The sequence below is a fragment of the Kitasatospora sp. NPDC042419 genome, from assembly GCF_056437345.1.
Window position 1 is genome coordinate 445,522 of the sequence record NZ_JBWKAW010000004.1, and the last position, 24,141, is coordinate 469,662.

General features: G+C 73.2%; 20 protein-coding genes and 1 tRNA gene. 13 read left to right on the plus strand and 8 right to left on the minus strand.

Annotated features, from left to right (window positions below; translation table 11 throughout):
- Positions 1-33: 33 nt before the first annotated feature.
- The 3 genes from AC067J_RS11785 to AC067J_RS11795 all read left to right on the plus strand — a co-directional run bounded on the left by AC067J_RS11785 (position 34) and on the right by AC067J_RS11795 (position 4,199).
- Positions 34-1,035 (plus strand): class I SAM-dependent methyltransferase, encoded by a 1,002-nt coding sequence (locus tag AC067J_RS11785; RefSeq protein WP_478298040.1) that lies wholly within the window; start codon positions 34-36, stop codon positions 1,033-1,035.
- Between the two features lie 297 nt (positions 1,036-1,332).
- Positions 1,333-2,724, plus strand: a complete 1,392-nt coding sequence (gene lysA, locus AC067J_RS11790; RefSeq protein ID WP_478298042.1) for a diaminopimelate decarboxylase — start codon at positions 1,333-1,335, stop codon at positions 2,722-2,724.
- 539 nt (positions 2,725-3,263) lie between these two features.
- Positions 3,264-4,199 (plus strand): LysR family transcriptional regulator, encoded by a 936-nt coding sequence (locus AC067J_RS11795; protein WP_478298044.1) that lies wholly within the window; start codon positions 3,264-3,266, stop codon positions 4,197-4,199.
- A gap of 305 nt (positions 4,200-4,504) precedes the next feature.
- On the opposite strand, the gene AC067J_RS11800 is transcribed toward AC067J_RS11795, so the two are convergent.
- The 7 genes from AC067J_RS11800 to AC067J_RS11830 all read right to left on the minus strand — a co-directional run bounded on the left by AC067J_RS11800 (position 4,505) and on the right by AC067J_RS11830 (position 12,485).
- Complete coding sequence (locus AC067J_RS11800) at positions 4,505-5,479, minus strand: serine hydrolase (RefSeq protein ID WP_478298046.1); 975 nt, start codon at positions 5,477-5,479, stop codon at positions 4,505-4,507.
- The gene (locus AC067J_RS11805; protein ID WP_478298048.1) at positions 5,476-7,281 is read right to left on the minus strand and encodes an N-acyl-D-amino-acid deacylase family protein; all 1,806 of its coding nucleotides are present in this window, start codon (positions 7,279-7,281) and stop codon (positions 5,476-5,478) included. The genes AC067J_RS11800 and AC067J_RS11805 overlap by 4 nt, the downstream gene beginning before the upstream one ends.
- Positions 7,281-8,066, minus strand: a complete 786-nt coding sequence (locus tag AC067J_RS11810) for an amino acid ABC transporter ATP-binding protein (RefSeq protein WP_478298049.1) — start codon at positions 8,064-8,066, stop codon at positions 7,281-7,283. Before AC067J_RS11810 ends, AC067J_RS11805 begins: the two co-directional genes overlap by 1 nt.
- Positions 8,063-9,196 carry an amino acid ABC transporter permease gene (locus AC067J_RS11815; protein WP_478298051.1) on the minus strand — a complete coding sequence of 378 codons (1,134 nt, stop codon included), beginning with the start codon at positions 9,194-9,196 and terminating at the stop codon, positions 8,063-8,065. Before AC067J_RS11815 ends, AC067J_RS11810 begins: the two co-directional genes overlap by 4 nt.
- Positions 9,193-10,080 (minus strand): ABC transporter substrate-binding protein, encoded by an 888-nt coding sequence (locus AC067J_RS11820; protein WP_478298052.1) that lies wholly within the window; start codon positions 10,078-10,080, stop codon positions 9,193-9,195. Before AC067J_RS11820 ends, AC067J_RS11815 begins: the two co-directional genes overlap by 4 nt.
- 248 nt (positions 10,081-10,328) lie before the next feature.
- A complete protein-coding gene (locus tag AC067J_RS11825; RefSeq protein WP_478298054.1) occupies positions 10,329-12,026 on the minus strand; it encodes an APC family permease in 1,698 nt (565 codons plus the stop codon).
- Positions 12,027-12,400: 374 nt separating this feature from the next.
- A tRNA-Leu gene (locus tag AC067J_RS11830) sits at positions 12,401-12,485 on the minus strand.
- A gap of 526 nt (positions 12,486-13,011) precedes the next feature.
- Between AC067J_RS11830 and AC067J_RS11835 the strand changes: the two genes are divergently transcribed.
- Positions 13,012-13,449: an ATP-binding protein gene (locus tag AC067J_RS11835; protein ID WP_478298190.1), complete on the plus strand. Its 438-nt coding sequence runs from the start codon at positions 13,012-13,014 to the stop codon at positions 13,447-13,449.
- Between the two features lie 92 nt (positions 13,450-13,541).
- Here AC067J_RS11835 and idi read toward each other — a convergent pair whose 3' ends face one another.
- Entirely contained in the window at positions 13,542-14,219 is a 678-nt protein-coding gene (gene idi, locus AC067J_RS11840) for an isopentenyl-diphosphate Delta-isomerase (protein ID WP_478298056.1), read from the minus strand.
- Between the two features lie 540 nt (positions 14,220-14,759).
- On the opposite strand from idi, the gene AC067J_RS11845 reads away from it, so the two are divergent.
- From AC067J_RS11845 to hpnE, 9 genes are all read left to right on the plus strand, one after another.
- Entirely contained in the window at positions 14,760-15,515 is a 756-nt protein-coding gene (locus tag AC067J_RS11845) for a phosphocholine cytidylyltransferase family protein (RefSeq protein WP_478298058.1), read from the plus strand.
- The gene (locus AC067J_RS11850; protein WP_478298060.1) at positions 15,503-16,564 is read left to right on the plus strand and encodes an iron-containing alcohol dehydrogenase family protein; all 1,062 of its coding nucleotides are present in this window, start codon (positions 15,503-15,505) and stop codon (positions 16,562-16,564) included. The genes AC067J_RS11845 and AC067J_RS11850 overlap by 13 nt, the downstream gene beginning before the upstream one ends.
- Positions 16,565-16,655: 91 nt before the next feature.
- Positions 16,656-17,393 carry a CDP-alcohol phosphatidyltransferase family protein gene (locus AC067J_RS11855; protein WP_478298191.1) on the plus strand — a complete coding sequence of 246 codons (738 nt, stop codon included), beginning with the start codon at positions 16,656-16,658 and terminating at the stop codon, positions 17,391-17,393.
- Between the two features lie 95 nt (positions 17,394-17,488).
- On the plus strand, positions 17,489-18,334 hold the full coding sequence (locus tag AC067J_RS11860; protein WP_478298193.1) for a glycosyltransferase family 2 protein: 846 nt from the start codon (positions 17,489-17,491) through the stop codon (positions 18,332-18,334).
- Between the two features lie 196 nt (positions 18,335-18,530).
- The gene (locus AC067J_RS11865; protein WP_478298061.1) at positions 18,531-19,457 is read left to right on the plus strand and encodes an ABC transporter permease; all 927 of its coding nucleotides are present in this window, start codon (positions 18,531-18,533) and stop codon (positions 19,455-19,457) included.
- A 70-nt stretch (positions 19,458-19,527) separates the two neighbouring features.
- A complete protein-coding gene (locus AC067J_RS11870; protein WP_478298195.1) occupies positions 19,528-20,304 on the plus strand; it encodes an ABC transporter ATP-binding protein in 777 nt (258 codons plus the stop codon).
- Between the two features lie 340 nt (positions 20,305-20,644).
- The gene (hpnC, locus tag AC067J_RS11875) at positions 20,645-21,574 is read left to right on the plus strand and encodes a squalene synthase HpnC (RefSeq protein ID WP_478298063.1); all 930 of its coding nucleotides are present in this window, start codon (positions 20,645-20,647) and stop codon (positions 21,572-21,574) included.
- A gap of 41 nt (positions 21,575-21,615) precedes the next feature.
- Entirely contained in the window at positions 21,616-22,473 is an 858-nt protein-coding gene (gene hpnD / locus AC067J_RS11880) for a presqualene diphosphate synthase HpnD (protein WP_478298197.1), read from the plus strand.
- 160 nt (positions 22,474-22,633) lie between these two features.
- A complete protein-coding gene (hpnE, locus tag AC067J_RS11885) occupies positions 22,634-24,070 on the plus strand; it encodes a hydroxysqualene dehydroxylase HpnE (RefSeq protein WP_478298065.1) in 1,437 nt (478 codons plus the stop codon).
- The last annotated feature ends 71 nt before the right edge of the window (positions 24,071-24,141 follow it).

Here is a 24,141-nt window from a genome sequence, read left to right on the forward strand (position 1 = left end):
GACGGCCGGTCGTACTGTGTGAGGAGCCACCACGTGACCGACACCGCACTCAGCACTGATCAGCAGCGGCCCGCCGAGCCGGCCGTGCTCGATGACGTCCCAGGCTGGTTCTGGGACCACGACCGTCACCTCTTCGAGTGGTTCCTCGGCCGGCAGGAGGCCGCAGGACTCAGCGGGGACCTGCTGGAGATGGGCGCCTACCTCGGGCGCAGTGCCATCGTGATCGGCTCCCACCTGCAGCCCGGGGAGAGCTTCACGGTCTGCGACCTGTTCGACTCGGACGCGCCGGACGACGAGAACGCCGCCGAGATGGACATGTCCTACCGCAAGACGCTCACCCGGACGGCCTTCGAGTCGAACTACCTCTCCTTCCACGACCGGCTGCCGGAGATCGTCCAGGCGCCCACCTCCTCGCTGGCCGGCGGCCGCATCCCGGCCGGGGTCTTCCGCTTCATCCACATCGACGCCTCGCACCTCTACGAGCACGTGGCCTCCGACCTGGTGGTGGCCCGCACCGCGCTGGCGCCGCAGGGCGTGGTGGTCATGGACGACTACCGCTCGGCGCACACCCCCGGCGTCGCCGCCGCCACCTGGGAGGCCGTGTTCAACCACGGGCTCAGGCCGATCGTGCTCACCGACACCAAGTTCTACGGCACCTGGGGCGATCCGGAGCCCGCCCAACGCGACCTGCTCGCCCGCCGGGGCACCCTCCCGCACTGCGACATCACCAACGAGGCAGTCGCCGGGCACCGACTGGTGCGGATAGGCGGTAGCTCGGAGGGCGCCGCACCGTTCCAGGTCTCCCGCCACCACGCCCGGCTGGCCGCCGAGGCCGAGAACCGCGAAGCCGAGCGGGCCGCCCAGGAGGCCCTCCACGAGGCCGAACGCGAGCGTGAGGCCGCCATCCTCGACCTGACCGAACGCCGGGCCAAGGCCGCGGAGCGCCGCCGCCCCACCAACGTGGCCAAGCGGGTCGCGGGCGACCTCCTCCCCCCGGTCGTCACCTCCGCCATCCGGCGCGCCCGCCGCGACTGACCCGCTGACCCGCCGGGCAGCTGCGGAACACCCGCCGGCGGCCGCACGCCCCGCAGGGAGGGGCGTGCGGCCGCCGGCATCGGTGCGTCCGGGCCGGGCGGAGGCCTCGCCCGCCCGCCCGCAGGCCCGCACGCCCGCGCGGTGAGCCCGTGCCCGACGCCCGTGCCTGGCGCTTCCCGGCCTCCCGCCTCCTCCGAGCATCGAATTCCGTACCGCTGACCGCCGGAAGAATGCGCTTTTCCGCTCGCTCTCCCCGGGCTGAGGATTGCTGACGAACCAGCCCGCCGGGAGGAATCCGTGTCGTCTGTCTCGCCCGCCCAGTCGCCCGCCCAGTCGCCCGTCGACGCCGAGCTGCTGCCGCTCACCGCCGAGGCCCGCCCCGCCGGGCTCGCCGTCGGCGGGGTCCTGCTCGCGGAACTGGCCCGCCGGTACGGCACCCCGCTCTTCGTCTACGACGAGGAACACCTGCGCCGCCGCTGCCGCGAAGCCGTCACCGCGTTCGGCCCCGGCAACGTCGCCTACGCCTCCAAGGCCTTCCTCTGCACCGCGATGGCACGCCTCGCCGCCGAGGAGGGACTGCTGCTCGACGTCGCCTCCGGCGGCGAACTGCGGGTGGCCCTGCACGCCGGGGTGGCCCCGGAGCGCATCGTGCTGCACGGCAACAACAAGGACGAGGGCGAGCTGCGCACCGCGCTGTCGGTCGGAGTGCACCACGTCGTCGTGGACAGCTTCGACGAACTCGACCGGATCGAGCGCCTCGTCGCGGAGGAGGGGCTGCCGCCCGCCCGGGTCCGCCTCCGGGTGGCACCCGGCGTCGCGGCCGGCGCCCACGAGGCGATCCGCACGGGCGGCCACGACTCGAAGTTCGGCTTCGGCCTGACCGACGGCGCGGCCGCGGCGGCCGTCCGCCGTGCCGTCGCCTCGCCCGCCGTCCGGCTGGAGGGCGTGCACGCCCACGTCGGCTCGCAGGTCCTGGACGCGGCCGAACTGGCCGACGGCGCAGCCGCCGTGGCCCGGTTCGCGGTGGACGCCGGCGTGGCCCGGCTGACCGTCGGCGGCGGCCTCGGCGTGGCCTACCAGACGGGTCAGAGCGCGCCGTCGTTCGCGGTCTGGGCCGAACGGGTCCGGGCGGCGGTCCGCGGTGCGGGCTGGACCAGGGAGTTCGATGTCGAGCCGGGTCGTTCGATCGCCGCCAGGGCCGGGCTGACCCTCTACCGGGTGGGCACGGTCAAGCGGATCCCGGACGTCCGCACCTACGTCAGCGTGGACGGCGGGATGAGCGACAACCTCCGTCCGGCCCTGTACGGCGCGCGCTACGAGGCGTTCCTGCCCCGCTGCCCGGAGGCGCCCCGCCCGCTCCGCGTCCGCCTGGTCGGCAAGCACTGCGAGAGCGGCGACGTGATCATCGACGATGCGGCACTCCCGTCCGGCCTGCGGATCGGCGACCTGCTCGCCACCCCGGTCACCGGCGCGTACGGGTACGCGATGGCGTCCAACTACAACAAGCTGCCCCGCCCCGCGGTGGTCTTCGTCCGCGACGGCGTGGCCCGTGAGGTGGTACGCCGGGAGACCGAGGAGGACCTGCTGCGCCTGGACGCCGGCGGGCCCGCGGGCGACCCCGGTCCGGTGCCCGCCTGGCACCGCTCCGCCGCCGACCTGGTGGCCGCCCGCCGCTCGGCCGGAGCCTGACCGGCGGGCACCTGCCGGCCCAGCATCCCGCTCGGCCCCGCGCTCGGCCCCGCGCTTGGCCCCCGCTCGGCCCCCACCGGCCCGGGGGCGGAAACGGCACACGAGGCCACATCGAATATGTCGACCGGTCTACATAGGCGAATCTACCGACCGGTCTACATAGGTCCTTTGCAAAGATCCTCGCGTCGCCGCGGAGTGGGAAGTCGGCTGGTCCGACTTTTCACTCCGCGGGCATCCACGACGCCGGGTCGGGGAGAGTGGGTCGCTTCCCGTTCTGCATGAATATGTCGACCGGTCTACATAAGGCAGCTGAATCTGCCGATCGGTCTACATATTTTTCCCAGCTGCCCAGGCCCAAGGTCGGGCTGCCTGCCTGCCCGCCCGCCTGTCGGCTTCTCCGTCCGCTCGGCCGCCCGCCGTCATTGCTCGGAGCCTGCCGCTCGCGCACGCTCGCGCGCGAACCACCGGCGCCCCGCCCCGCCCGCCCGCTCCGGGCCCTGAACCGCTCCTGACCAGCCCTGATGACCTACCCTGGCCCGATGCTGAACAGCGCCCGTCTGCTCGTCCTGCTGGAGATCGCCCGCCGGGGCACCATCGTGGCCGCGGCACAGGCCCTGCACCTGAGCCCCTCCGCCATCTCCCACCAGCTCGCCCGCCTCGAACAGGAACTGGGCGTCGCCCTGGTCGAGCGCGCGCCGCAGTCGCTGCGGCTGACCCCGGCGGGCGTCCGGCTGGCCGAGCACGCCCAGGCGATCGCGGATCTGATGGCCGTCGCCCAGGACGACCTGCGGGCCCACTCCGAGGGAACCGCCGGCGTGCTGAGGCTCGGCTTCTTCGCGTCCGCCGGACTGGACCTGCTGCCGCGCGCACTCGCGGCCTTCTCGGCCCGGAACCCACAGGTCGAACTGGAATTGATCATGGGTCAGCCGCATGAGCTGCTGCCCGACCTCGAGGCCGGCCGGCTGGACGCGGCGGTGGTCTTCGAGCACCCGCTCGATCCGTGGATCCGGCAGGCGAGCCGTCAGGCGACGGTGGAGGTGGAGCTGTACTTCGACGAGCCGCAACTGGTGGTGGTCCCGCTCCGGCACCGGCTCGGCCGGCGCTCACTGGTCCGGCTCGCCGAGCTGGAGGGGGAGAGCTGGATCGGCACCCACGGCGGCTCGACCGGTGAGCCGGTGCTCGAACGGGCCTGCGCCGCCGAGGGGTTCCGCCCGCAGGTGCGCTGTCGCAGCGACCACTACCAGGTGACGATCAACCTCGCCCGGGCCGGTATGGGCGTCGCGCTGATCCCGGCGCTCGGCCTGGCCGACAGCGCCGGGGTGCACGTCTGCCGCCTGGACCACCCGCAGCTGCACCGCCGGATCGGTGTCGCGACCCGCGCCACCAACCGCAACCCGGCGGTCCGGGCCTGTCTCGACGAACTGCGCGCGGCCGCAGGGGAGGTGCGGTCACTGCTCGAACTCCAGTGGCCGTGAGCGGCACCTCCGATGGGCGTTGCCTCGGCGTCCCCGGCCTTCCCGGCCCCCGGCGTCCCCGGCCCTTGGCGTCCCCGCCCCCGGCCTTCCCGGCCCCCGGCGTCCCCGGCCCTTGGCGTCCCCGCCCCCGGCCTTCCCGGCCCCCCGGCTTTCCCCCAGCCCCCAGCCCCAGCCCCAGCCCCAGCCCCCAGCCCCCGGCACCAGCTGACTCCCGCCCCCGGCCTTCGGACGGTCACCAGCCCCGTCCTCCGTCTGCCACGGCGTCTGCCACGGCCCTGCCCCCGCACCGCGCGCAGGTGAGTGCCTCACCCGGCCGTCGGCTGCCGCAGCAGTGTGCACGTCGCCGGCTCCCCGCGCAGCGCGCCCGCCGCCAGGGCCCGTCCCACCTCGCGGACGGCGTGCACCGCCGCGCGCTCGGTGCTCGGCCCCAGTGTCACGTCCCAGTGCGCGACCACCGCGTACGCCACCCGGCGGGTGCCGATCAGTACGCCCGCGTCGGCGCGTACTCCGCTGTCGGTTCCGGTCTTGTTGGCCACCAGGAGGCCGCCCGGCAGCGGCTCGGGGAAGCACTCCGCGTACGGGTCGTGCTGGACCAGCGCCGGCACCAGTCCGTGGTCGGTGTTGGAGCGCATCCACTCCAGCAGTCGCCGCGAGGCACCCGGGGAGGCCAGCTCACCCCGGACCGCCAGTGCCACCAGCCGGGCGAGGTCCCAGGCCGTGCCGGTGGCGAACACCGGGGGTGTCCCGGGACCGCGCTCGTCGCGGACCCGGTCGTGCAGGGCGAGCCGGGTCAGGCCCAGCTCCCGGGCCAGCCGCGCGGTGGCGGGCAGACCGACCAGTCGCAGCAGCGTGTTGGTCGCGGTGTTGTCGCTGACGGAGGCCGTGAGCCAGGCCAGGTCCTCGACGGTCCAGGCGCGTCGTCCGAGCCGCCGCAGCAGCCCGGTGCCGCCGGTCACGTCCTCCTCCGCGATGGGCACCACGGTGTCCGGCCGCAGTTCCCCGGTGTCCAGCCGGCGCGCGATCTCGGCGAGCAGCAGCAGCTTGGACGCGCTGGCGACCGGCAGCTCGACGGTGTCGTGGACTCCGACGGCGCTGCCGCCGCCGAAGCGCACGGACGCACCGGCGCCCGGCCCTGAGCGCCCGCCCGCATCCGTACCCGTACCCGAGCCCACACCCGCACCCACGTCGGAATCCGAGTCCACATCCACCGCCGCGACGGCGAGCGTCAGCGGCAGTGCCGCGGCCGAGCGTGCGGCGGCGGCCACTTGGGCGAGGCTCATCGGACCCGCACCACCTCTCCGGCCCGTGCCGAGGTCGGCCGGCCGTCGTGGACGGCGACCTGCCCGGCGACGACCACGGCGGTCACGCCGTCGGGCGGCAGGAGCGGCCGCTCGAAGGTGGCTGCGTCGCGGACCGCGTCCGGCTCCAGGACCACCAGGTCGGCGACCGCGCCGTCCCGGAGGACGCCGCGCCCCGTGAGCCGGAACCGTTCGGCGGGCAGTCCGGTCATCTTGTGCACCGCGAGTTCCAGCGGCAGCAGTCCCTCGTCCCGGCCGTAGTGGCCAAGCACCCGGGCGAAGCTTCCTGCCCAACGCGGGTGCGGGCGGCCCGGCTTGGGCACTCCGTCCGAGCCGATCATCGAGAGCGGGCTGGCCAGCACCCGGCGGACGTCGTCCTCGCGCATCGAGTGGCTGATGATGGTCACCTCCCCGTGCGAGTCGAGCAGCAGATCGCAGACGTAGTCGACGGGGTCGACGCCTGCGGCGGCCGCCAGTTCGGCGATCCGGTGACCCTCCGCGGAGCGCCGGGCGGGGGCGGCGGCGACCGCGATGAGATCCCAGCCGCCGTTGCCGACGGTGTTCTCCCAGTCGGCCACCCCGCCCGCGATGTCCGCCCGGATCCGCCGGCGCACGTCCTGCCGGCGCAGCCGCGCCAGCAGTGCGGTCACGCCGCCCTCGCTGGTCCACGGCGGCAGCATCGCCTGCAGCACGGTGCTGCCGGCGGTGTAGGGGTACACGTCGCAGAGCACGTCGACCCCGGCCGCGCGGGCCTGCTCCAGCCGGGGGAGGGTGCGCAGGGTGGCGCCCCAGGCGTGCCGGCCGGCCGTCTTGTGGTGCGAGACCTGGAGCGGTGCGCCGGACCGCTCGGCGATCTCCAGCGCCTCCTCCAGGGCCTTCTCCACCTGCGACATCTCGTCCCGCAGGTGGGTGACGTACGGCTTTCCGTGCCGGGCCGCGACCTTGGCCAGCGCGACGATCTCCTCGGTGTCGGCGTAGGTGCCGGGCGGGTAGATCAGACCGGTGGAGAGTCCGGCCGCGCCCTGGGTGAGTGCCCGGTCGAGCAGCTCGCACATCGCGGACAGTTCCGCGGGGCGGGGCGGGCGGTCGGCGAACCCCATCACCCCGGCCCGCAGCGTGCCGTGGCCGACCAGCGACGCGAGGTGGTTGCGGCGGAGCTCGGGCCGCTGGCCGGCGGCGAAGGCGGTGAAGTCCTCGGCCGGGCGGACCGGGCCGATCCCGAAGGTGACGCGGAGGTGGTCGGCCAGCTCCGGCAGCCGTTCGGGGAGGCAGGGGAAGAGGCTGCTGCCGCAGTTGCCGCTGATCTCGGTCGTCACGCCCTGGAGCAGCGGGGCCAGCCGCAGTTCCTCCAACGCGTTCCAGGCGGTGTCCTCGGCGGCGTCCCACGCGGTGTCCCCGGCTCCGCCGGCCTCCCCGGCGGCCCCGCGCGGGCCGCGACCCGCGTACCCGTCCGGGGCTCCAGCCGAGCCCGCACCTGAACCCGACCCCGACCCCGACCCCGAGCCCAAGCCCAAGCCCAGACCCGACCCCGAGCCCGACCCCGAGCCCGACCCCCGGCCCACCGCCGCGAGCGCGTCCGAGTGCGTGTGGACGTCGATGAATCCGGGGGTGACGACCCGCCCGCGGGCGTCGATGGCCCGGCGGGCCCCGACCGCCGCGCCCGGGGGCAGCACGGTGACCCGCCCGTCGGTGACCGCGAGGTCGGCGGGCCGTGCGGGTGCTCCGGTGCCGTCCACCAGGAGTCCGCCGCGTACGAGCAGTTCGACGTTCATCACGGCTCCCATCACAGCACCGTCGCGAGGAAGGACCGGGTGCGCTCGTGGCGCGGGGCGGTGAAGAACTCGTCCGGGGGGCCGGCCTCGACGACCGCGCCCTGGTCCATGAAGACGACCTGGTCGGCGACCTCGCGGGCGAACCCCATCTCGTGGGTGACGACGATCATCGTCATCCCGCTGCGCGCCAGGTCCCGCATCACTCCCAGTACCTCGCCGACGAGTTCGGGGTCGAGCGCGGACGTGGGTTCGTCGAAGAGCATCAGGGTGGGCTCCATGGCCAGGGCGCGGGCGATCGCGACCCGCTGCTGCTGGCCGCCGGAGAGCTGGGCGGGGTAGTGGTCGGCACGGTCGGCGAGGCCGACCCGGCGGAGCAGCTCGCGGGCCTGCCGTTCGGCCTCGGCCCGGCCGCGGCGCTTGACGGCGACCGGGCCCTCCATCACGTTCTGCACCGCGGTCCGGTGCGGGAAGAGGTGGAACCGCTGGAACACCATGCCGATCCGCTCGCGCTGGTGCTGGATGTCCCGGGGGCGCCGCTCGCGCAGGGTGGTTCCGCCGTGGCCGTGCGGCTCGTAGCCGATCAGCTCGCCGTCGACCGTGATCCGTCCGGCGTCGATCTTCTCCAGGTGGTTGAAGCAGCGCAGCAGGGTGGACTTGCCGGACCCGGAGGGCCCGATCACGCAGAGCACTTCCCCGGAGCGGACCTCCAGGTCGATCCCGCGCAGCACCTCCAGATCGCCGAAACGCTTGCTCACTCCGCGCGCCGCGAGGATCACCTCGTCCGTGGCCACCGTCATTTCCCCGACTCCCTCTCCGTCTGCTCCATGCCGTTCCCGGTCCCCTTCCCGACGCCGCCAGGTCCGCCGACCGTCCCGCTGCCGCCCGGACGGTCCGCCGTCCCGCTGCCGCCCGGACGGTCCGTCTTCCCGCTGCCGCCCGGACGGTTCGTCTTCCCGCCACCGCCCGGCCGCAGGTTCCGCAGCACGCGCTGTCCCAGCGGCCGGCGCGCCTGCGCCGCCCCGGGGTTGAACCGCCGCTCCACCGCGTGCTGCGCGACGCTGGCGATGGTGGTCAGGACCAGGTACCAGATCGACGCCACCACCAGCAGCGCGATGACCTCGAAGTTGGCCAGGTACAGGTGCTGCGAGACCGTCATCAGATCGGCGCCGGCGATCACCGACACCAGTGAGGTGGTCTTCAGCATCGAGATGAACTGGTTCCCGAAGGGCGGGATGATCACCCGCATCGCCTGCGGCAGGACCACCCGGGTGAGGATCTGCCGGTCGGACATGCCCAGGGCCGCCGCCGCCTCCCGCTGCCCGGGGTCCACGCTCTGGATGCCGGCCCGGACGATCTCCGACATGTAGGCGCCCTCGTTGATCGAGAGTCCCAGTAGCGCCGCGACGAATCCGGTGATCAGGGCGTTGGTCTGCCAGCTGACCAGCTTCGGCCCGTCGAACGGGATCCCGATGCCGATCTCGGGGAAGAGCAGGGCGAGGTTGAACCAGAAGATCAGCTGCACCAGCAGCGGCGTCCCCCGGAAGAACCAGGTGTACGCGCCGGCCGTGGTCCGCAGCACCGGGCTGTCCGACAGCTGCATCACCGCCGCCAGCACGCCGATCACGATGCCGACCACCTGTGAGATCAGGGTCAGCTGAACGGTGACCCAGAGACCCTCCAGGACCACCCCGTCGAACTGGTACTCCGCGATGACGTCCCAGTGCAGGTTCGGGTTGACGATGATCGTGTACGCGAGCCAGACCGCCGTGAACGCCGCGGCCAGGATGGCCACCCAGCGGCCCGGCCGGGGGCGCCCGGTCACCTGGAACGCCAGCTCGTCCTCGCGCACCGCCACCTTCCCGACGGCCCCCGTCCCCGCTCCCGACCCGGCTCTCGTACCCACCTCGCCGCCCGCCACGGCACTCACTGCCCGACCGTGTTGACGGTGGCCTCGGCCACGGCGCTGCCGCCGACCTCGTACCGGTCCAGCACCTGCCGGTACTCGCCCGAGTCGATCAGCTCCTGGAGCGCCCGGTGCACGGAGTCCCGCAGGCCGCTCTCCTTCTTCGCGACCGCGATGCCCCACGGCGCGGTCCCGTACTGCTCGGGCAGTACCTGGTAGGCGGTGTTCTTCTGGGCGAACATCTGCGCCACGGGGTAGTCCACGATGGTGGCGACGGCGCGCCCGCTGTCCAGCTGGAGCAGCCCGCTCGGCGCGTCCTCGCTCTGCGAGATGGTCATCCGGGTGGCGCACTTGGCGTTCTGCTGCTCGCCGATCTCCAGGTTGGAGCTGCCCTTCGCCAGGACGACGGACCTGCCGCAGAGGTCCTCCAGCGACTTGATGCCCTCGGGGTTGTCCTTCCTGGTCATGACGACCCCGCCGGTGCGGAAGTAGTCGACGAAGTCGACGGCCTGGCGGCGCTGTTCGCTGTCGGTCATCGAGGACATGACCAGGTCGAAGCGGCCGGCCTGGAGCCCGGGGATGAGCCCGTCGAACGAGGCGTTGGTCATCTCCAGCCTGAGCCCGAGCCTGCCGGCTATCGCCGCGGCGAGGTCGGGGTCGACGCCGGTGAGTTCGGTGGTGCCGGGCTTGTACATCTCCATCGGCGGATATCCGACGGCGGTTGCCACTCTCAGGACGCCGGCCTGCTTGTAGCTGCCGGGCAGCAGTTCGGCGGCGCTCTTCCCGGCGGTGTCCGGTCGGGCGGCGGGGCCCGGTGCGGCACCCCGATCGGAACGCCCGCAGGCGGTGGCGGCCAGGGCGACCAGGGCCAGTGCGGCCAGACAGCGCAGGGGACGGGGGCGGTTCATCGGCATCTCCCTCAGGCGGTGACGGTCCGCCGATGCTGGCAGCCGCCGCCGGGTGAATGGAAGATGATGAAACTATTGCCCCCTGAGCAACGAAATCGGTATTCCTGCCCCCCCTGTGAAAATGCGGGAGCGCCGGTCGGGATCACTCCCGACCGGCGCTCCGAGCACCACGCGCCGTGGTCGTCCGGGCGGCACCCCGCCCGCCAGGTCCGTCGGACTCGTCAGGCCCGTCGGACCCGTCAGGCCCGTCAGACCCGCGAGGCCTCGCCGGCCTGGTGCGGCAGCCCGGCTCCGGCCTCGCCGGCCGCTCCGGCTTCACCCGACCCTGCCCGCGCGGCTTCCGCCTCGGCGGCCATCTCGCGCTTCACGGCGTCGAGGGAAGGGTTGGCCCAGGCGCTGCGGACGCCCCAGGCGTAGAAGGCCAGGCCGATCGCGGCGACGACCAGGAGGTCCCAGCCCTCCGGGAGGTAGCCCTCGCCACCGAACTCGGTGGAGCCGGCCCACGAGACCGCGGCCATCACGAACAGGTAGGCGATCATCCAGGCACCCGCCTTCAGGTGCGGCTTCAGCTCGGCGAACGGCTTGCGCAGCTCGTACCAGGCCCAGATCGGCAGGCCGGCGGCCATCAGCAGGATGACCTTGCCGGTCAGCGGCCAGCGGGCCCAGTAGAGCACCAGCGAGCCGAAGACCATGGCGACCGGTGCGATCACCGGCATCGCGCGGAGCCGGACGGGGCGCGGCAGCTCGGGGGCGAGGCGGCGCAGTGCCATCACGGCGACGGGGCCGGTGATGTAGGAGATCACGGTGGCCACCGAGACGATCTCGGCGAGCGAGCCCCAGCCGCGGAAGACCGCGAGGAAGCCGAAGGCGACCACGAGGTTGAGCACCAGCGCCGGGCGCGGGATGCCGGTCTTGCGGTCGACCCGGCCGAAGACGGACGGCAGGTGGCCGTTCTCCTGGACGCCGTGGATCATCCGCGAGGTGGTGGCGGCGTAGATCATGCCGGTGCCGCTGGGGGAGACGAAGGCGTCCGCGTACAGCAGCAGGGCGAGCCAGTTGAGGCCCCAGGCGATGGCCAGGTCGGCCAGCGGCGAGGTGTAGGCGAGGTTGCTCCAGCCGTTCGCCAGGTCCGCCGACGGGATGGCGCCGAGGAAGGCGATCTGCAGGGCGACGTAGATCACCAGGGCGATCAGGATCGAGCCGATCACGGCCTTGGGCAGCGACTTGCCGGGGTTGCGGGCCTCACCGGCCAGGTTGAGCGGGGACTGGAAGCCGTTGAACGCCCAGACGATGCCGGAGACGGCCACCGCCGTGAACACCGCGCTCCAGCCGTTCGGCGCGAAGCCGCCGTGGTCGGTGAAGTGCTTGGTGTCGAAGTGGGCGAGCAGCAGCGCGCCGGCCGTGAGTGTCGGGACGACGACCTTGAAGACGGTGATCGCCGTGTTGGTCTTGGCGAACAGCGTGATGGCGAACCAGTTCAGCGCGAAGTACCCGACCAGCAGCACGCTGGCCAGCGCCACCCCGCTGAGGGAGAGTTCCTGCCCGTCGTAGAGGTCCTTGGCCCAGCCGAAGTCCCAGGAGCTCATGTACTGCACCGAGGCGGTCGCCTCGCCGGGGATCACCGAGACGATGGCTATCCAGTTCGCCCAGGCGGCCAGGTAGCCGGCCAGCGAGCCGTGCGAGTACTGCCCGTACCGGACCATTCCGCCGGCCTTGGGGAACATCGAGCCCAGCTCGCTGTAGGTGAGCGCGATGGTCAGTGCGACCGCCGCCCCGATCACCCACGCGACGATCGACGCCGGCCCGGCCAGCCGGGCCGCCCGCTCGGCGCCGAACAGCCAGCCCGACCCGATGATCGATCCCAGCCCGACGGCCGTGAGGCTGATGGTGCCGAGCGAGCGGCGGTAGTTCTGATGGGATGCCGTCGTCGACTCGCGCTCACTCAACGTATCGGTCCTCTGTCTCATCATCTCGTCGTGTTTCCGGACAAACGGACAGCAGCTTATGGGGCGAAATCGGGCCAAACCTCAGATGAACCTCAGATCCAGCGCAAAACGTCCGATCGTTGCCATCCCGTGTCCCGTTGCCGGACATTCGGCGGGGGTCGGGACCGGGCTTCCGGCGGGGGTCGAGGCCGTGCGACGGCCGTGCGACGGCCGCGTGACGACAGCGGCGCGCCCGGAGTGTGGCCCGGGGGTGCGGCCCGGAGCCGTATCGCTGCGGTGCCCGGTGGGCCGACCAGCCCGCCGACCAGTGCGCCGACCGGGAAAAACGAAATTCCCCTTGGGATCTCTTTCGAGTTCCCAAGGGGAATTGCCGGTGTCCGAGGGGGGACTTGAACCCCCACGCCCGATAAAGGGCACTAGCACCTCAAGCTAGCGCGTCTGCCATTCCGCCACCCGGACAGGGTGTGTGCTTCGGGGGGCTTTCTCGGCGCCCCCTCGGCGACAAAGAGAACATTACCAGGCTTCCGGAGTGCTTCTCACCTGCGTTTCCCCGGTGGGGATGGGAGGGGTGGCAGGCATGGGTCGCGGATGTGCGCGAAGCGGTGGTTCGAGGGCGGTAAGCGGTCGTCTTGGGGGTGGCGAACGGTCGGAAACAGTCTTGGGCGATCCGACACGGGCAAGTTGTCGACGGTGGCACGGTCCCGAGGGCGGCTCTCCTAGCCTCTGTGGACCGAGGGCGCCATGAGCGGAACGCCTGATTCCCGGGGTCGCGGACGAAGGGCGGCTGGACGTGGAGCAGACCAGTGAGGAAGAGGCAGGGGCCAGGACCGCAGAGGCCGGACCGGTAGGGGTCGGGGCGGCCGGGGCGGCTGCGGCGGAGGCCGGGGCGGCGCTCGTGGCCGCCGCGGTGCTGGCCGCGGCCGCGCGGGCCGGGGGACCGGCCCGCGCGCAGCCGGCGCAGGCCCTCGGCGGGCCCGCCGAGGGGGTGTGGCGGTTCACCGAGCCGGCCGAGGAGGCCTCGGTGCCCCGCACCCGGCACGCGGTGCGGGACCGGCTGCTGGCCCAGGGCATGGCGGAGATCCGCTACCAGGAGCTGGTGGACGACGTGCTGCTGATCGTCTCCGAGCTGGTCGGCAACGCGGTCACGCACGCCGCGGAGCTCTCGCCCGAGGTCACCACCGAGCTGGCGGTCCGGGACGGCTGGGTACGGGTCTCCGTCGAGGACGGCGACCCGTACCGGCCCAAGGCGCTGGAGAGCGACACCGGGCGGACCGGCGGGCGCGGACTGCTGCTGGTGAAGAGCGTCACGCTGCAGGCCGGCGGGGTCTGCGACGTGGAACAGGCGGGGGAGGGCGGCAAGGTGATCTGGGCCTCGCTGCCGCTCCCCCGGAGGGACCCGGACCGCGGGCCGGGCCGGGACTGACAGCCGCCCCGGGTACTGCCCCCGGGTACGGCCCCCGGACACGGCTTCCCCCGGCACCACGCGCCGGCCGCCGCGTCCCGGGCCGCCGCGTCCTACCAGTCGTTCCCGGCGATCTCCCGGATCCCCGGCAGCGCGGCGTCGAAGACGGTCCGGAACCACACCGAGAACGGCCGCTCCGCCTCCAGCTCGCGCAGCTCCGCGGCGGTGACGAAGGCGTAGTCGTCCACCTCGTCCGGGTCGGGCCGGACCGGGTCGGTGACCAGGCCGACGAACAGGTGGTTCCACTCGCGCTCGATCAGCCCGGACGCCTCGTCCGGCAGGTCGTAGCGGACCGTCCCCGCCTCGCAGAGCAGAGCCGGGGCGACCCCCAGCTCCTCCGCGGTCCGCCGGGCGGCGGCCACGAAGGGCGGCTCGTCGGGGTACGGGTGCCCGCAGCAGGTGTTCGACCAGACGCCGGGGGAGTGGTACTTGCCGAGGGCCCTGCGCTGCAGCAGCAGCCGGCCCTGCCGGTCGAAGAGGAACACCGAGAACGCGCGGTGCAGCCGCCCGGGCTGCTGGTGGGCCCAGAGCTTCTCGGCGGTGCCGATGGTCACGCCCTCGTCGTCGACCAGCTCCAGCAGGATCTCGGCGGGCGCACCGGCGGAATCCGCGCCGGTCGCCACGTCGGTCTCCACATCGAGACCGGTGTCGAGGCCGGTGTCGAGACCGGTCCCGATCTCCGTGGTGTCCGAGGCGAAGCGCGTCGGGTCGGTCGGCAGACTCTGGGGCATGAGGCCTCTTTCGGAAGCTTCGGGAGCAATGGGAGCAACCACGGCACCGGTGGCGTCGCGGTCAAGTCTGCCGTACGGGTGGCGCTCCGATGGGGTCCCACGCACAACCGGCAGGATCGCGACCGTCCCGGACCGTTTCAGGGCCGTGCGAGCGCGTTGGAATAGCAGACCTGTTCGGAACCTGTTCGGCCGGCGTTCGACCGTGACGCCCGGCGTTCGACCGCGAGGCCGGCCGACCGGAAACGGGCACCCCGGCCACACCCCTTCTTCACAGCACCCCGCGCGGCGGCCCCGCGGCGGCCCCGCGGCGCCCCGTACCGCTCGTCCGGTGCCCGCACAGTGCCCGCGCGCCACCCACCCGGCGTGCCGCACAGCCCCCCGGCCGCGTTCGGGCTGGTCGTCGCGGTCGCCTACCATCACATAGGACACGGCGGCCGCATCTCGGCGGCCCCGGCGCGCCACCCGGAAGGGCCGGCCCCGCCGTCCCGCGGACCGGTGCCCTGCGCGGCGGCGCACAGCACGACGGATCAGGAGACCCGCATGATCGGCCTCGTTCTGGCAGCCGGCGCCGGCCGCCGGCTGCGCCCGTACACCGACACCCTGCCGAAGGCGCTGGTGCCGGTCGACGGGGAGCGGACCGTCCTGGACCTGACCCTCGGCAACTTCGCCGAGGTCGGCCTGCGCGAGGCGGCGATCGTCGTCGGCTACCGCAAGGAGGCCGTCCTCGACCGCAAGGCCGACCTGGAGAAGAAGTACGGCGTCCGGCTCACCCTGGTCGAGAACGACAAGGCCGAGGAGTGGAACAACGCCTACTCGCTCTGGTGCGCCCGTGACCTCTTCGCCGAGGGCCTGCTGCTCGCCAACGGCGACACCGTCCACCCGGCCTCGGTGCAGCGCACCATGCTGGAGGGCAACGAGCGGCTGACCGCCGAGGGCCGGGCCCCCGGCATCCTGCTCGCCCTCGACACGGTGAAGAAGCTCGCCGACGAGGAGATGAAGGTCGTCGTCGACCCGGCCGCGGGCATGCGCCGGATCACCAAGCTCATGGACCCGGCCGAGGCCACCGGCGAGTACATCGGCGTCACCGTGATCAACCCGGCCGCCGCCGCCGACCTCACCGACGCGCTGCGCGCGACCTACGAGCGCGACCCGCAGCTGTACTACGAGGACGGCTACCAGGAGATGGTCGACCGCGGCCTGCGGATCGACGTCCAGCCGATCGGCGAGGTGTCGTGGGTCGAGGTCGACAACCACGCCGACCTGGCCAAGGCGCGGGAGATCGCGTGCCAGTACTGACCCGGCTGGTGCCGTCGCCGGTCTTCGTCGAGATCCGCCCGGGCGCGCTCGACGCGCTCGGCGGCATCCTCGCGGACCAGCGCCTCTCCGCCTCGGGCCGGATCGCGGTGGCGATCAGCAACGGCTCGGGCGCGGTGCTGCGCGCGCGGCTGGAGCCGGCGCTGCCCGGCGCCGACTGGTACAGCGTCGACGACGGCAGCATCGACAGCGCGGTGCGGCTGGCGGACTCGATGCGCGGCGGCCACTACGACACCATCGTGGCGCTGGGCGGCGGCAAGATCATCGACGTCGCCAAGTACGCCGCGGCCCGGGTCGGCCTGCCGCTGGTCTCGGTCCCCACCAACCTGGCCCACGACGGCATCTGCTCGCCGGTCTCCACCCTCGACAACGACGCCGGGCGGGGCTCCTACGGGGTGCCCAGCCCGATCGGCATCGTGATCGACCTGGACGTCATCCGGCACGCCCCGCCGCGCTTCGTCGCGGCCGGGATAGGCGACGTCGTCTCCAACATCTCGGCCTGCGCCGACTGGGAGCTCTCGCACGCCGAGACCGGCGAGCCGGTCGACGGTCTGGCCGTCGCGATGGCCCGCTCGGCCGGTGAGAACCTGCTGCGGCACCCAGGAAACCTTCAGGATCAGGACCTCCTCACCGCGCTGGCCGAGGCACTGGTACTGTCCGGCATCGCGATGAACATCGCCGGCAGCACCCGGCCGTCGTCGGGGGCCTGCCACGAGATCTCGCATGCCCTGGACGTGCTGTATCCCAAGCGGTCCGCCCAGCACGGCGAGCAGGTCGGCCTCGGCGCCGCCTTCGCCAGCTTCCTGCGGGGCGAGCGCGAGCTGACCGGTCTGATCGTGGAGCGCCTGGCGCACCACGGACTGCCGGTGACCGCAGCTCAGATCGGCTTCACCGAGGCGGAGTTCACCGAGGCGGTGCACTACGCTCCGAACACCCGCCCGGGCCGCTTCACCATCCTTGAGCACCTCGACCTCTCCCCTTCCGCAATCAGGGACGCGTACGCCGACTATGTCCAAGCCGTCAACAGCTGACCGCTCCGCCGCGGGGTCCACGCCGCCGCCGGTGGACCTGACCCGCCGCCCCTCGATCGAGGAGCTGCGTGCGGTGATCCACCCGGAGGGCATGCTCCAGCGCCGCAGCGCCGAGCACTGGGCCGGCCGGCTCTACATGCGGAGGATCTCGCTGCGGATCACCCGCGTGCTCTCCACCGTGACGGCGATCACGCCCAACGGCCTGACCTACCTGATGATGCTCACCGGCGTCCTGGCCGGCGCGGCGCTGATCCTCCCGGGTCTCGCCGGGGCGGTGCTGGCCGCCGTGCTCATCCAGGTCTACCTGCTGCTGGACTGCGTGGACGGCGAGGTGGCCCGCTGGCGCCGGCAGACCTCGCTCACCGGCGTCTACCTGGACCGGGTCGGCCACTACATGTCCGAGGCGGCCCTGCTGACCGGCCTCGGGCTGCGCGGCACCGACCTGCTGCACCGGGAGGGCGCGTCCTCGCACTGGGAGTGGGCGTTCCTCGGCACGCTGGCGGCCCTCGGCGCGATCCTGATCAAGTCGGAGACCGACCTGGTCGACGTGGCCCGCGCGCGCAGCGGCATGACGGCGGTCGAGGACAGCGCCTCGGTGCCGCGTTCGTCCGGTGTCGCCAAGGCCCGCAAGGCCGCCTCCTTCCTCAAGTTCCACCGCCTGGTGGGCGCGGTCGAGGCCTCGCTGCTCATCCTCGCCGCGGGTGTCGCGGACGCCGTCCAGGGCGGCCTCTTCTTCACCCGGCTCGCGGTGGTCGTGCTGGCCGCGATCGCCATGCTGCAGACCGTGCTGCACCTGCTGAGCATCGTCCTGTCGAGCAGGCTCCGGTGAGCGCCGTGAACGCGGAGCCGGGTACCTCCGGCCCTTCGGGCGCCCCCGGTGCGGGCGCCGCGGACGCCTTCCGGCTCGGCGCGGTCATCATCACCATGGGCAACCGCCCGGCCGAGCTGACCGCCCTGATCGAGTCGGTCCGCGCCCAGCAGGGCCCGGCCGTCGAGCTGGCCGTGGTCGCCAACGGCGCCCCGCTGCCCCCGCTCCCCGAGGGCGTGCGCGCCGTCGAGCTGCCGGAGAACCTCGGCATCCCGGGCGGCCGCAACGTCGGCATCGAGCTGTTCGGCCGCAACGGCCGGGACGTCGACGCGGTGCTGTTCCTGGACGACGACGGCCGGCTGCCCGGCACCGACTCGGCCCGCCTGCTGCGCGAGGCCTTCACCGCCGACCCGGAGCTCGGCATCGTGAGCTTCCGGATCGCCGACCCGGACACCGGCGTCACCCAGCGCCGGCACGTGCCCCGGCTGCGCGCCAGCGACCCGCTGCGCTCGTCCCGGGTGACCACCTTCCTGGGCGGTGCCAGCGCGGTGCGCTGCGCCGTCTTCGACGAGGCCGGTCAGCTGCCCGCCGAGTTCTTCTACGCGCACGAGGAGACCGACCTCGCGTGGCGCGCGGTGGACGCGGGCTGGGCCATCGACTACCGGGCGGACGTGGTGCTGCACCACCCCACCACCTCGCCCGCCCGGCACGCCTCCTACTTCCACAACGTGGCCCGGAACAGGGTTTGGCTCGCGAGGCGGAACCTTCCGGCCCTGTTGGTGCCTCTCTATCTGGGAACCTGGTTCCTGCTGACCGTGGCCCGCCGCCCCTCCCCGGAGGCGCTGAAGGCCTGGCTGGGCGGGTTCCGGGCGGGCTGGCGCGAACCCTGCGGTAAGCGGCGGCCCATGCGATGGCGTACCGTTTGGCGACTGACCAGGCTGGGCCGACCACCGGTCATCTGATCCGTCCGATGACCGTACGGTCGGCGGATCGGATGGTCGTACAGTCGTACGGCCGCCGATCGCCGCGGCCGGTGACCACACACCGGCCGGACTCCCCCCGAGATCCGAGTGGATCCCCATCGGCGGAAGGCCGGCGGACCCCCCGCCGACCGGCTCGCCCCGACCCGATCCCGCGCGAAGGACGAATGTGTCGACAGTGAGTGAACCCGTCAGCCTCTCAGCCCCTAGGGGGGCGGACACGGGCCTGACCCCCAAGCAGCTTGCGGACAAGTACGGCCTGACGGTCAGCGGCAGACGGCCCGGCCTGTTCGCGTACTCGAAGCAGCTGTGGGCCCGGCGCCACTTCATCTGGGCCTTCGCCACCGCGCGCCTGGTGGCCCAGTACACCGACGCCAAGCTCGGCCAGATCTGGCAGGTCGTGACACCGCTGCTCAACTGTGCGGTGTTCTACCTGGTCTTCGGCGAGATCCTCGCCAACAAGGACGACAACCCGTACTACGTGCCGTGGCTGTGCATCGGCGTCTTCATCTTCCAGTTCACCCAGAACGCGGTGCAGTCCGGCACCCGGGCGATCGCGGACAACCTCGGCCTGATCCGGGCGCTGCACTTCCCGCGCGCCTCGATGCCGATCTCGTTCACCCTGATCCAGCTCCAGCAGCTGGCGATCTCGATGGTCGTGCTGTTCGTCGTCGTGCTGGCGAGCGGGGTCTCGCCCGGCCGCACCTGGGTCCTGGTGATCCCGGCGCTGCTGCTGCAGTCGATGTTCAACACCGGTGTCGCCCTGATCTTCGCCCGGATCGGCGCCAAGACCAGTGACATCTCGCAGCTGATCCCGTTCGCGATGCGCGCCTGGCTCTTCCTGTCCGGCGTCATGTACAGCATCCAGAACAAGATCCAGGAGTGGCCGCCGTTCTGGCAGAAGGTGATGGAGGTCAACCCGGCCTCCGTCTACATCGACCTGGTCCGCCACGCGCTGGCGCCGGTCATCTACAACAAGCACGAAGCGGTGTACCTGGAGTTCCCGCCGCACCAGTGGAAGTACGGCATCGCCTGGGGCGTGGGCATGCTGGTCATCGGATACGTCTTCTTCTGGAAGGCCGAGGAGGAGTACGGCCGTGGCTGACACCGACCTGCGCAAGAGCGCGCCCGGGAAGGGCGCGCTGGGCAAGAGCGACCTGCCCAAGACCCGTCCGATCTTCGACGCCGACGTGGCCCGCGAGCCCACCGTCGTCGTCGACGACGTCCACATCGTCTACCGGGTGCACGGCGCCGGCTCCGGCAAGGGCAGCGCGACGTCCGCGCTGAGCCGGATCATCAGCCGCAAGCGCTCCGCCGGCGTGCGCGAGGTGCACGCCGTGCGCGGCGTCAGCTTCACCGCGTACAAGGGTGAGGCGATCGGCCTGATCGGCTCCAACGGCTCCGGCAAGTCCACCATGCTGGCGGCCATCGCGGGCCTGCTGCCGACCGAGCGGGGCGGCATCTACACCAACGGCCAGCCCTCGCTGCTCGGCGTGAACGCGGCGCTGATGAACGAGCTCACCGGCGAGCGCAACGTCGTGCTCGGCTGCCTGGCGATGGGCATGTCGCCCGCCGAGGTGAAGAGCCGCTACCAGGAGATCGTCGACTTCTCGGGCATCAACGAGAAGGGCGACTTCATCTCGCTGCCGATGCGCACCTACTCCTCCGGCATGGGCGCCCGGCTCCGGTTCGCGATCGCCGCGGCCAAGACCCACGACGTGCTGCTGATCGACGAGGCGCTCGCCACCGGCGACCAGGCCTTCCAGGCGCGCAGCAAGAAGCGGATCAAGGAGCTGCGGGAGGCCGCCGGTACGGTCTTCCTGGTCAGCCACGACAACGCCTCGATCCGCGAGACCTGCGAGCGGACCATCTGGATCGAGGCCGGCGAGCTGATCATGGACGGGCCGACCGAGCTGGTCGTCGGCTGCTACGAGCGCGGCGAGCGCCCGTAGCACCGCACCGGACCCCGAGGGAGGGCCGGCCGCCGGAGGTGATCCGGGGCCGGCCCTCCCGTCGTTCGTGCGCCCCCGTTCCGCCGCCCGTGCCCCGGGTGGCCCGCCGCCGCCCGGGTGAGCGCCCCCTGCGCCGGGCGAGGCGCCCTTCTCCGGCGCGGCCGATGGTGTCAGGCTGTAGGCGCGGGGGTGGTGTGCCGGACGTGACTCCCGTGGTCGGACGCGTGTCCGACTCGGGCCGACCAGTGGATCGGTGTAGAACGGGGGAGTGACAGCAGTGTCGGCTTCGGCCCAGCCCAGTAGTGAACCCCGCCCCGGTGACGGACCGGCGGAGAGCCCCGTGGGGGCGACCCTGGACAAGGCGAGCGCGGAGAACTTCCCGGTCGCCCCGTTCTTCCTGCCCGCCGCCTGGCGCGACGACCTGATGGCCGTCTACGGCTTCGCCCGGCTGGTGGACGACGCCGGGGACGGCGACCTCGCCGACCCGGCCGGCACCGCCGCGCTGCTCGGGGTGGCCGGACCGCCCCCCGCCGTGACCCGTTCGGCGCAGCCGACGCCAGCCGAGACCGCGTTCCGGCTGGCACTGCTGGACGGACTGGAGCACGACCTCGACCGGGCGTTCGAGAGCGCCCTGCACCCCCGGACCGCCGAGGCCCCCCGGCACCCGCTGATGCGCTCCCTCGTCCCGCTGCTGGACCGGCACGGGCTGACCCCGGAGCCGTTCCGCCGCCTGATCGAGGCCAACCGGGTGGACCAGACCACCGCCCGGTACGCCCGCTACGAGGACCTGGCCGGCTACTGCACGCTCTCCGCCGACCCGGTCGGCCGCATGGTGCTGGCCATCGCCGGGGTCGCCACCCCCGAACGGATCGCGCTCTCCGACGCCGTCTGCACCGCCCTGCAGATCGTCGAGCACCTCCAGGACGTCGCCGAGGACCTCGCCCGCGGCCGGATCTACCTGCCGGCCGAGGACCTCGCCCGGTTCGGCGTGACCGAGGCCGACCTCGCCGCGCCGAGCGCAGGCGGCCCCGTCCGCGAGCTGATCGCCTTCGAGGCGGAGCGGGCCCGGACCCTGCTCGACCGGGGCGCGCCCTTGGTAGGTACGGTTCGGGGGAGGCTTCGACTGCTCCTGGCGGGATTCACCGCCGGCGGCTACGCGGCCCTGGCGGCCGTCGAGGCCGCCGGGTACGACGTGCTCGCCCAGCAGGCGAAGCCTGACAAGCGCCGCCTCGCAGCGAGGGCGGCGGCCATCTTCGCGAAGGGAAGGTGAACGCCCGAGTGGCGGCATCACCACTGGCGTCGGCGCCGGTCATGGCGGCGTACCGGTACTGCGAGGCAGTGACCGGGCTGCAGGCCCGCAACTTCAGCTACGGGATCCGGCTGCTGCCGGAGCCGAAACGGCTGGCCATGTCGGCCCTCTACGCGCTGGCGCGCCGGGTGGACGACATCGGCGACGGCGACCTCCCGGCCGACCGCAAGGCCGAGGCCCTGCTGCGCACCCGCGAGCTGCTGGACGAGGTCCGGGCCGGCTCGGTGGCGGAGGACGACACCGACCCGATCAAGGTGGCCCTGGCGGACACCGCCCGGCGCTTCCCGATCCCGCTCGGCGGCTTCGACGAGCTGATCGACGGGGTCGAGATGGACCTCAAGGGCGCCGAGTACCAGACGTACGAGGAGCTCAAGGTCTACTGCCGGTGCGTGGCCGGCGCGATCGGCCGGCTCTCGCTCGGCGTGTACGGCTGCGACGACCCCGAGCGGGGGGCCCGCTACGCGGACACCCTCGGCCTGGCGCTCCAGCTCACCAACATCCTCCGCGACCTGCGCGAGGACGCCCTGAACGGCCGGACCTACCTGCCCGGCGAGGACCTGGTCCGGTTCGGCTGCCAGGAGGGCTTCGCGCTGTCCAGGCCGCCGGTCGGGGCCGACTTCACCGGTCTGATCGCGTTCGAGGCCGCCCGGGCCCAGGCCGCCTTCGAGGAGGGCCTGCGGCTGCTGCCGATGCTCGACCGCCGCAGCCGGGCGTGCACGGCCGCGATGGCGGGCATCTACCACCGGCTGCTCGGCCGGATCGCCGCCGACCCGGAGTCGGTCCTGCGCGGCCGGGTCTCGCTGCCGGGCTGGGAGAAGGCGTACGTCGCGCTTTCCGGGCTCGCCGGGGGGCGTTCTTGATTCTTGCCACAGTTCTGTCACGCTGTGTCAGCGGGGAATCACTTATGGGTAGAGCCGTGTTGACCGCTGTGTTCGGTTCGACCGAACTGACCACGACCGCACCGATCACGGGCGTGCCGGCCACGAACGGGCCGCGCGTCGGACACGAGGGGGAGGGCCGATGACCGGGCGAGCCGATGCCGCGCGCCCGGCCGCCGTCGTGGTCGGCGGCGGCCTGGCCGGCATCACCGCCGCGCTGCGGCTGGCCGAGGCCGGGCACCGGGTCACGCTGGCCGAGGGCCGCCCCCGGCTCGGCGGCCTGGCCTTCTCCTTCCAGCGCGGCGAGCTGACCGTCGACAACGGCCAGCACGTCTACCTGCGCTGCTGCACCGCCTACCGGGGCCTGCTGGACCGGCTCGGCGGCGGCGGGCTGGTCCACCTCCAGGACCGGCTCGACGTCCCCGTCCTGGGCGTGTCCGGGCCCGCCGGCGCGCCGGTCCGCACCCTCGGCCGGCTCGGCCGGTCGGCCCTGCCCGTCCCGCTGCACCTGGCCGGCAGCCTGGCCAGGTACCCGCACCTGGGCCCGGCCGACCGGGCGCGGGTGGTCCGCGGCGCGCTCGCGCTCCAGCGGCTGGACCTCGCCGACCCGGCGCTGGACGCCGTCTCCTTCGGCGACTGGCTGCGCCGCCAGGGGCAGAACGAGCGGACCCTGGCCGCCCTCTGGGACCTCGTCGGCGTCGCCACCCTGAACGCCCGGGCCGACCAGGTGTCGCTGGCCCTGGCCGCGATGGTGTTCAAGACCGGGCTGCTGTCCGACCCGGGCGCCTCCGACATCGGCATGGCCACCGTCCCGCTCGGCACGATCCACCACGACCGGGCGCTCGCCGAACTGGAGCGGGCCGGGGTGAGGGTCCTGCTGCGCGCCCGCGTGGCGGAGCTCAAGCCGGCCGCGCCGCAGCACGCCGTGCGGCTGGAGGGCGACGCCGAGCCGCTCGCCGCCGACACCGTGGTGCTGGCCGGCGCCCAGGACACGGCCGCCGCCCTGCTGCCGGCCGACGCGATCGCCGGACAGTCCCGGCTGGCGGCGTTCGGCACCGCGCCGATCCTCAACGTGCACGTGGTCTACGACCGCCGGGTGCTGCGCAAGCCGTTCTTCGCCGCGCTCGGCTCGCCGGTCCAGTGGGTCTTCGACCGCACCGAGCACTCCGGCCTGGCCGGCACCGCGCTCGGCCGGGCCCACCCCGGCGCGCAGTACCTGGCGCTCTCGCAGTCCGCCGTGCAGGACGAGATCGACCTGCCGGTCGCCGAGCTGCGCGACCGGTACCTCCCGGAGCTGGCCCGGCTGCTCCCCGCCGCCGGCGGCGCCGAGGTGCTGGACTTCTTCGTCACCCGCGAGCGCACCGCCACCTTCGACCCGGCCCCCGGGACGGCGGCGCTGCGCCCCGGACCGCGCACCGGCGTCCCCGGCCTGCTGCTGGCCGGCGCGTGGACGGCCACCGGCTGGCCCGCGACCATGGAGGGCGCCGTGCGCAGCGGCCACGCCGCCGCCGACGCGGCACTCGCCGCTGACGGCCGCCGACTCCCGGTGGACCGCGGCGACGGGAGGTGGCCCAGGTGACCCGGGGCCCGCTCGGCGGCGAGCCCGGGGACCCCGCGAGACCGGGCGGTCACGCCTCCGGTCCCACCGGC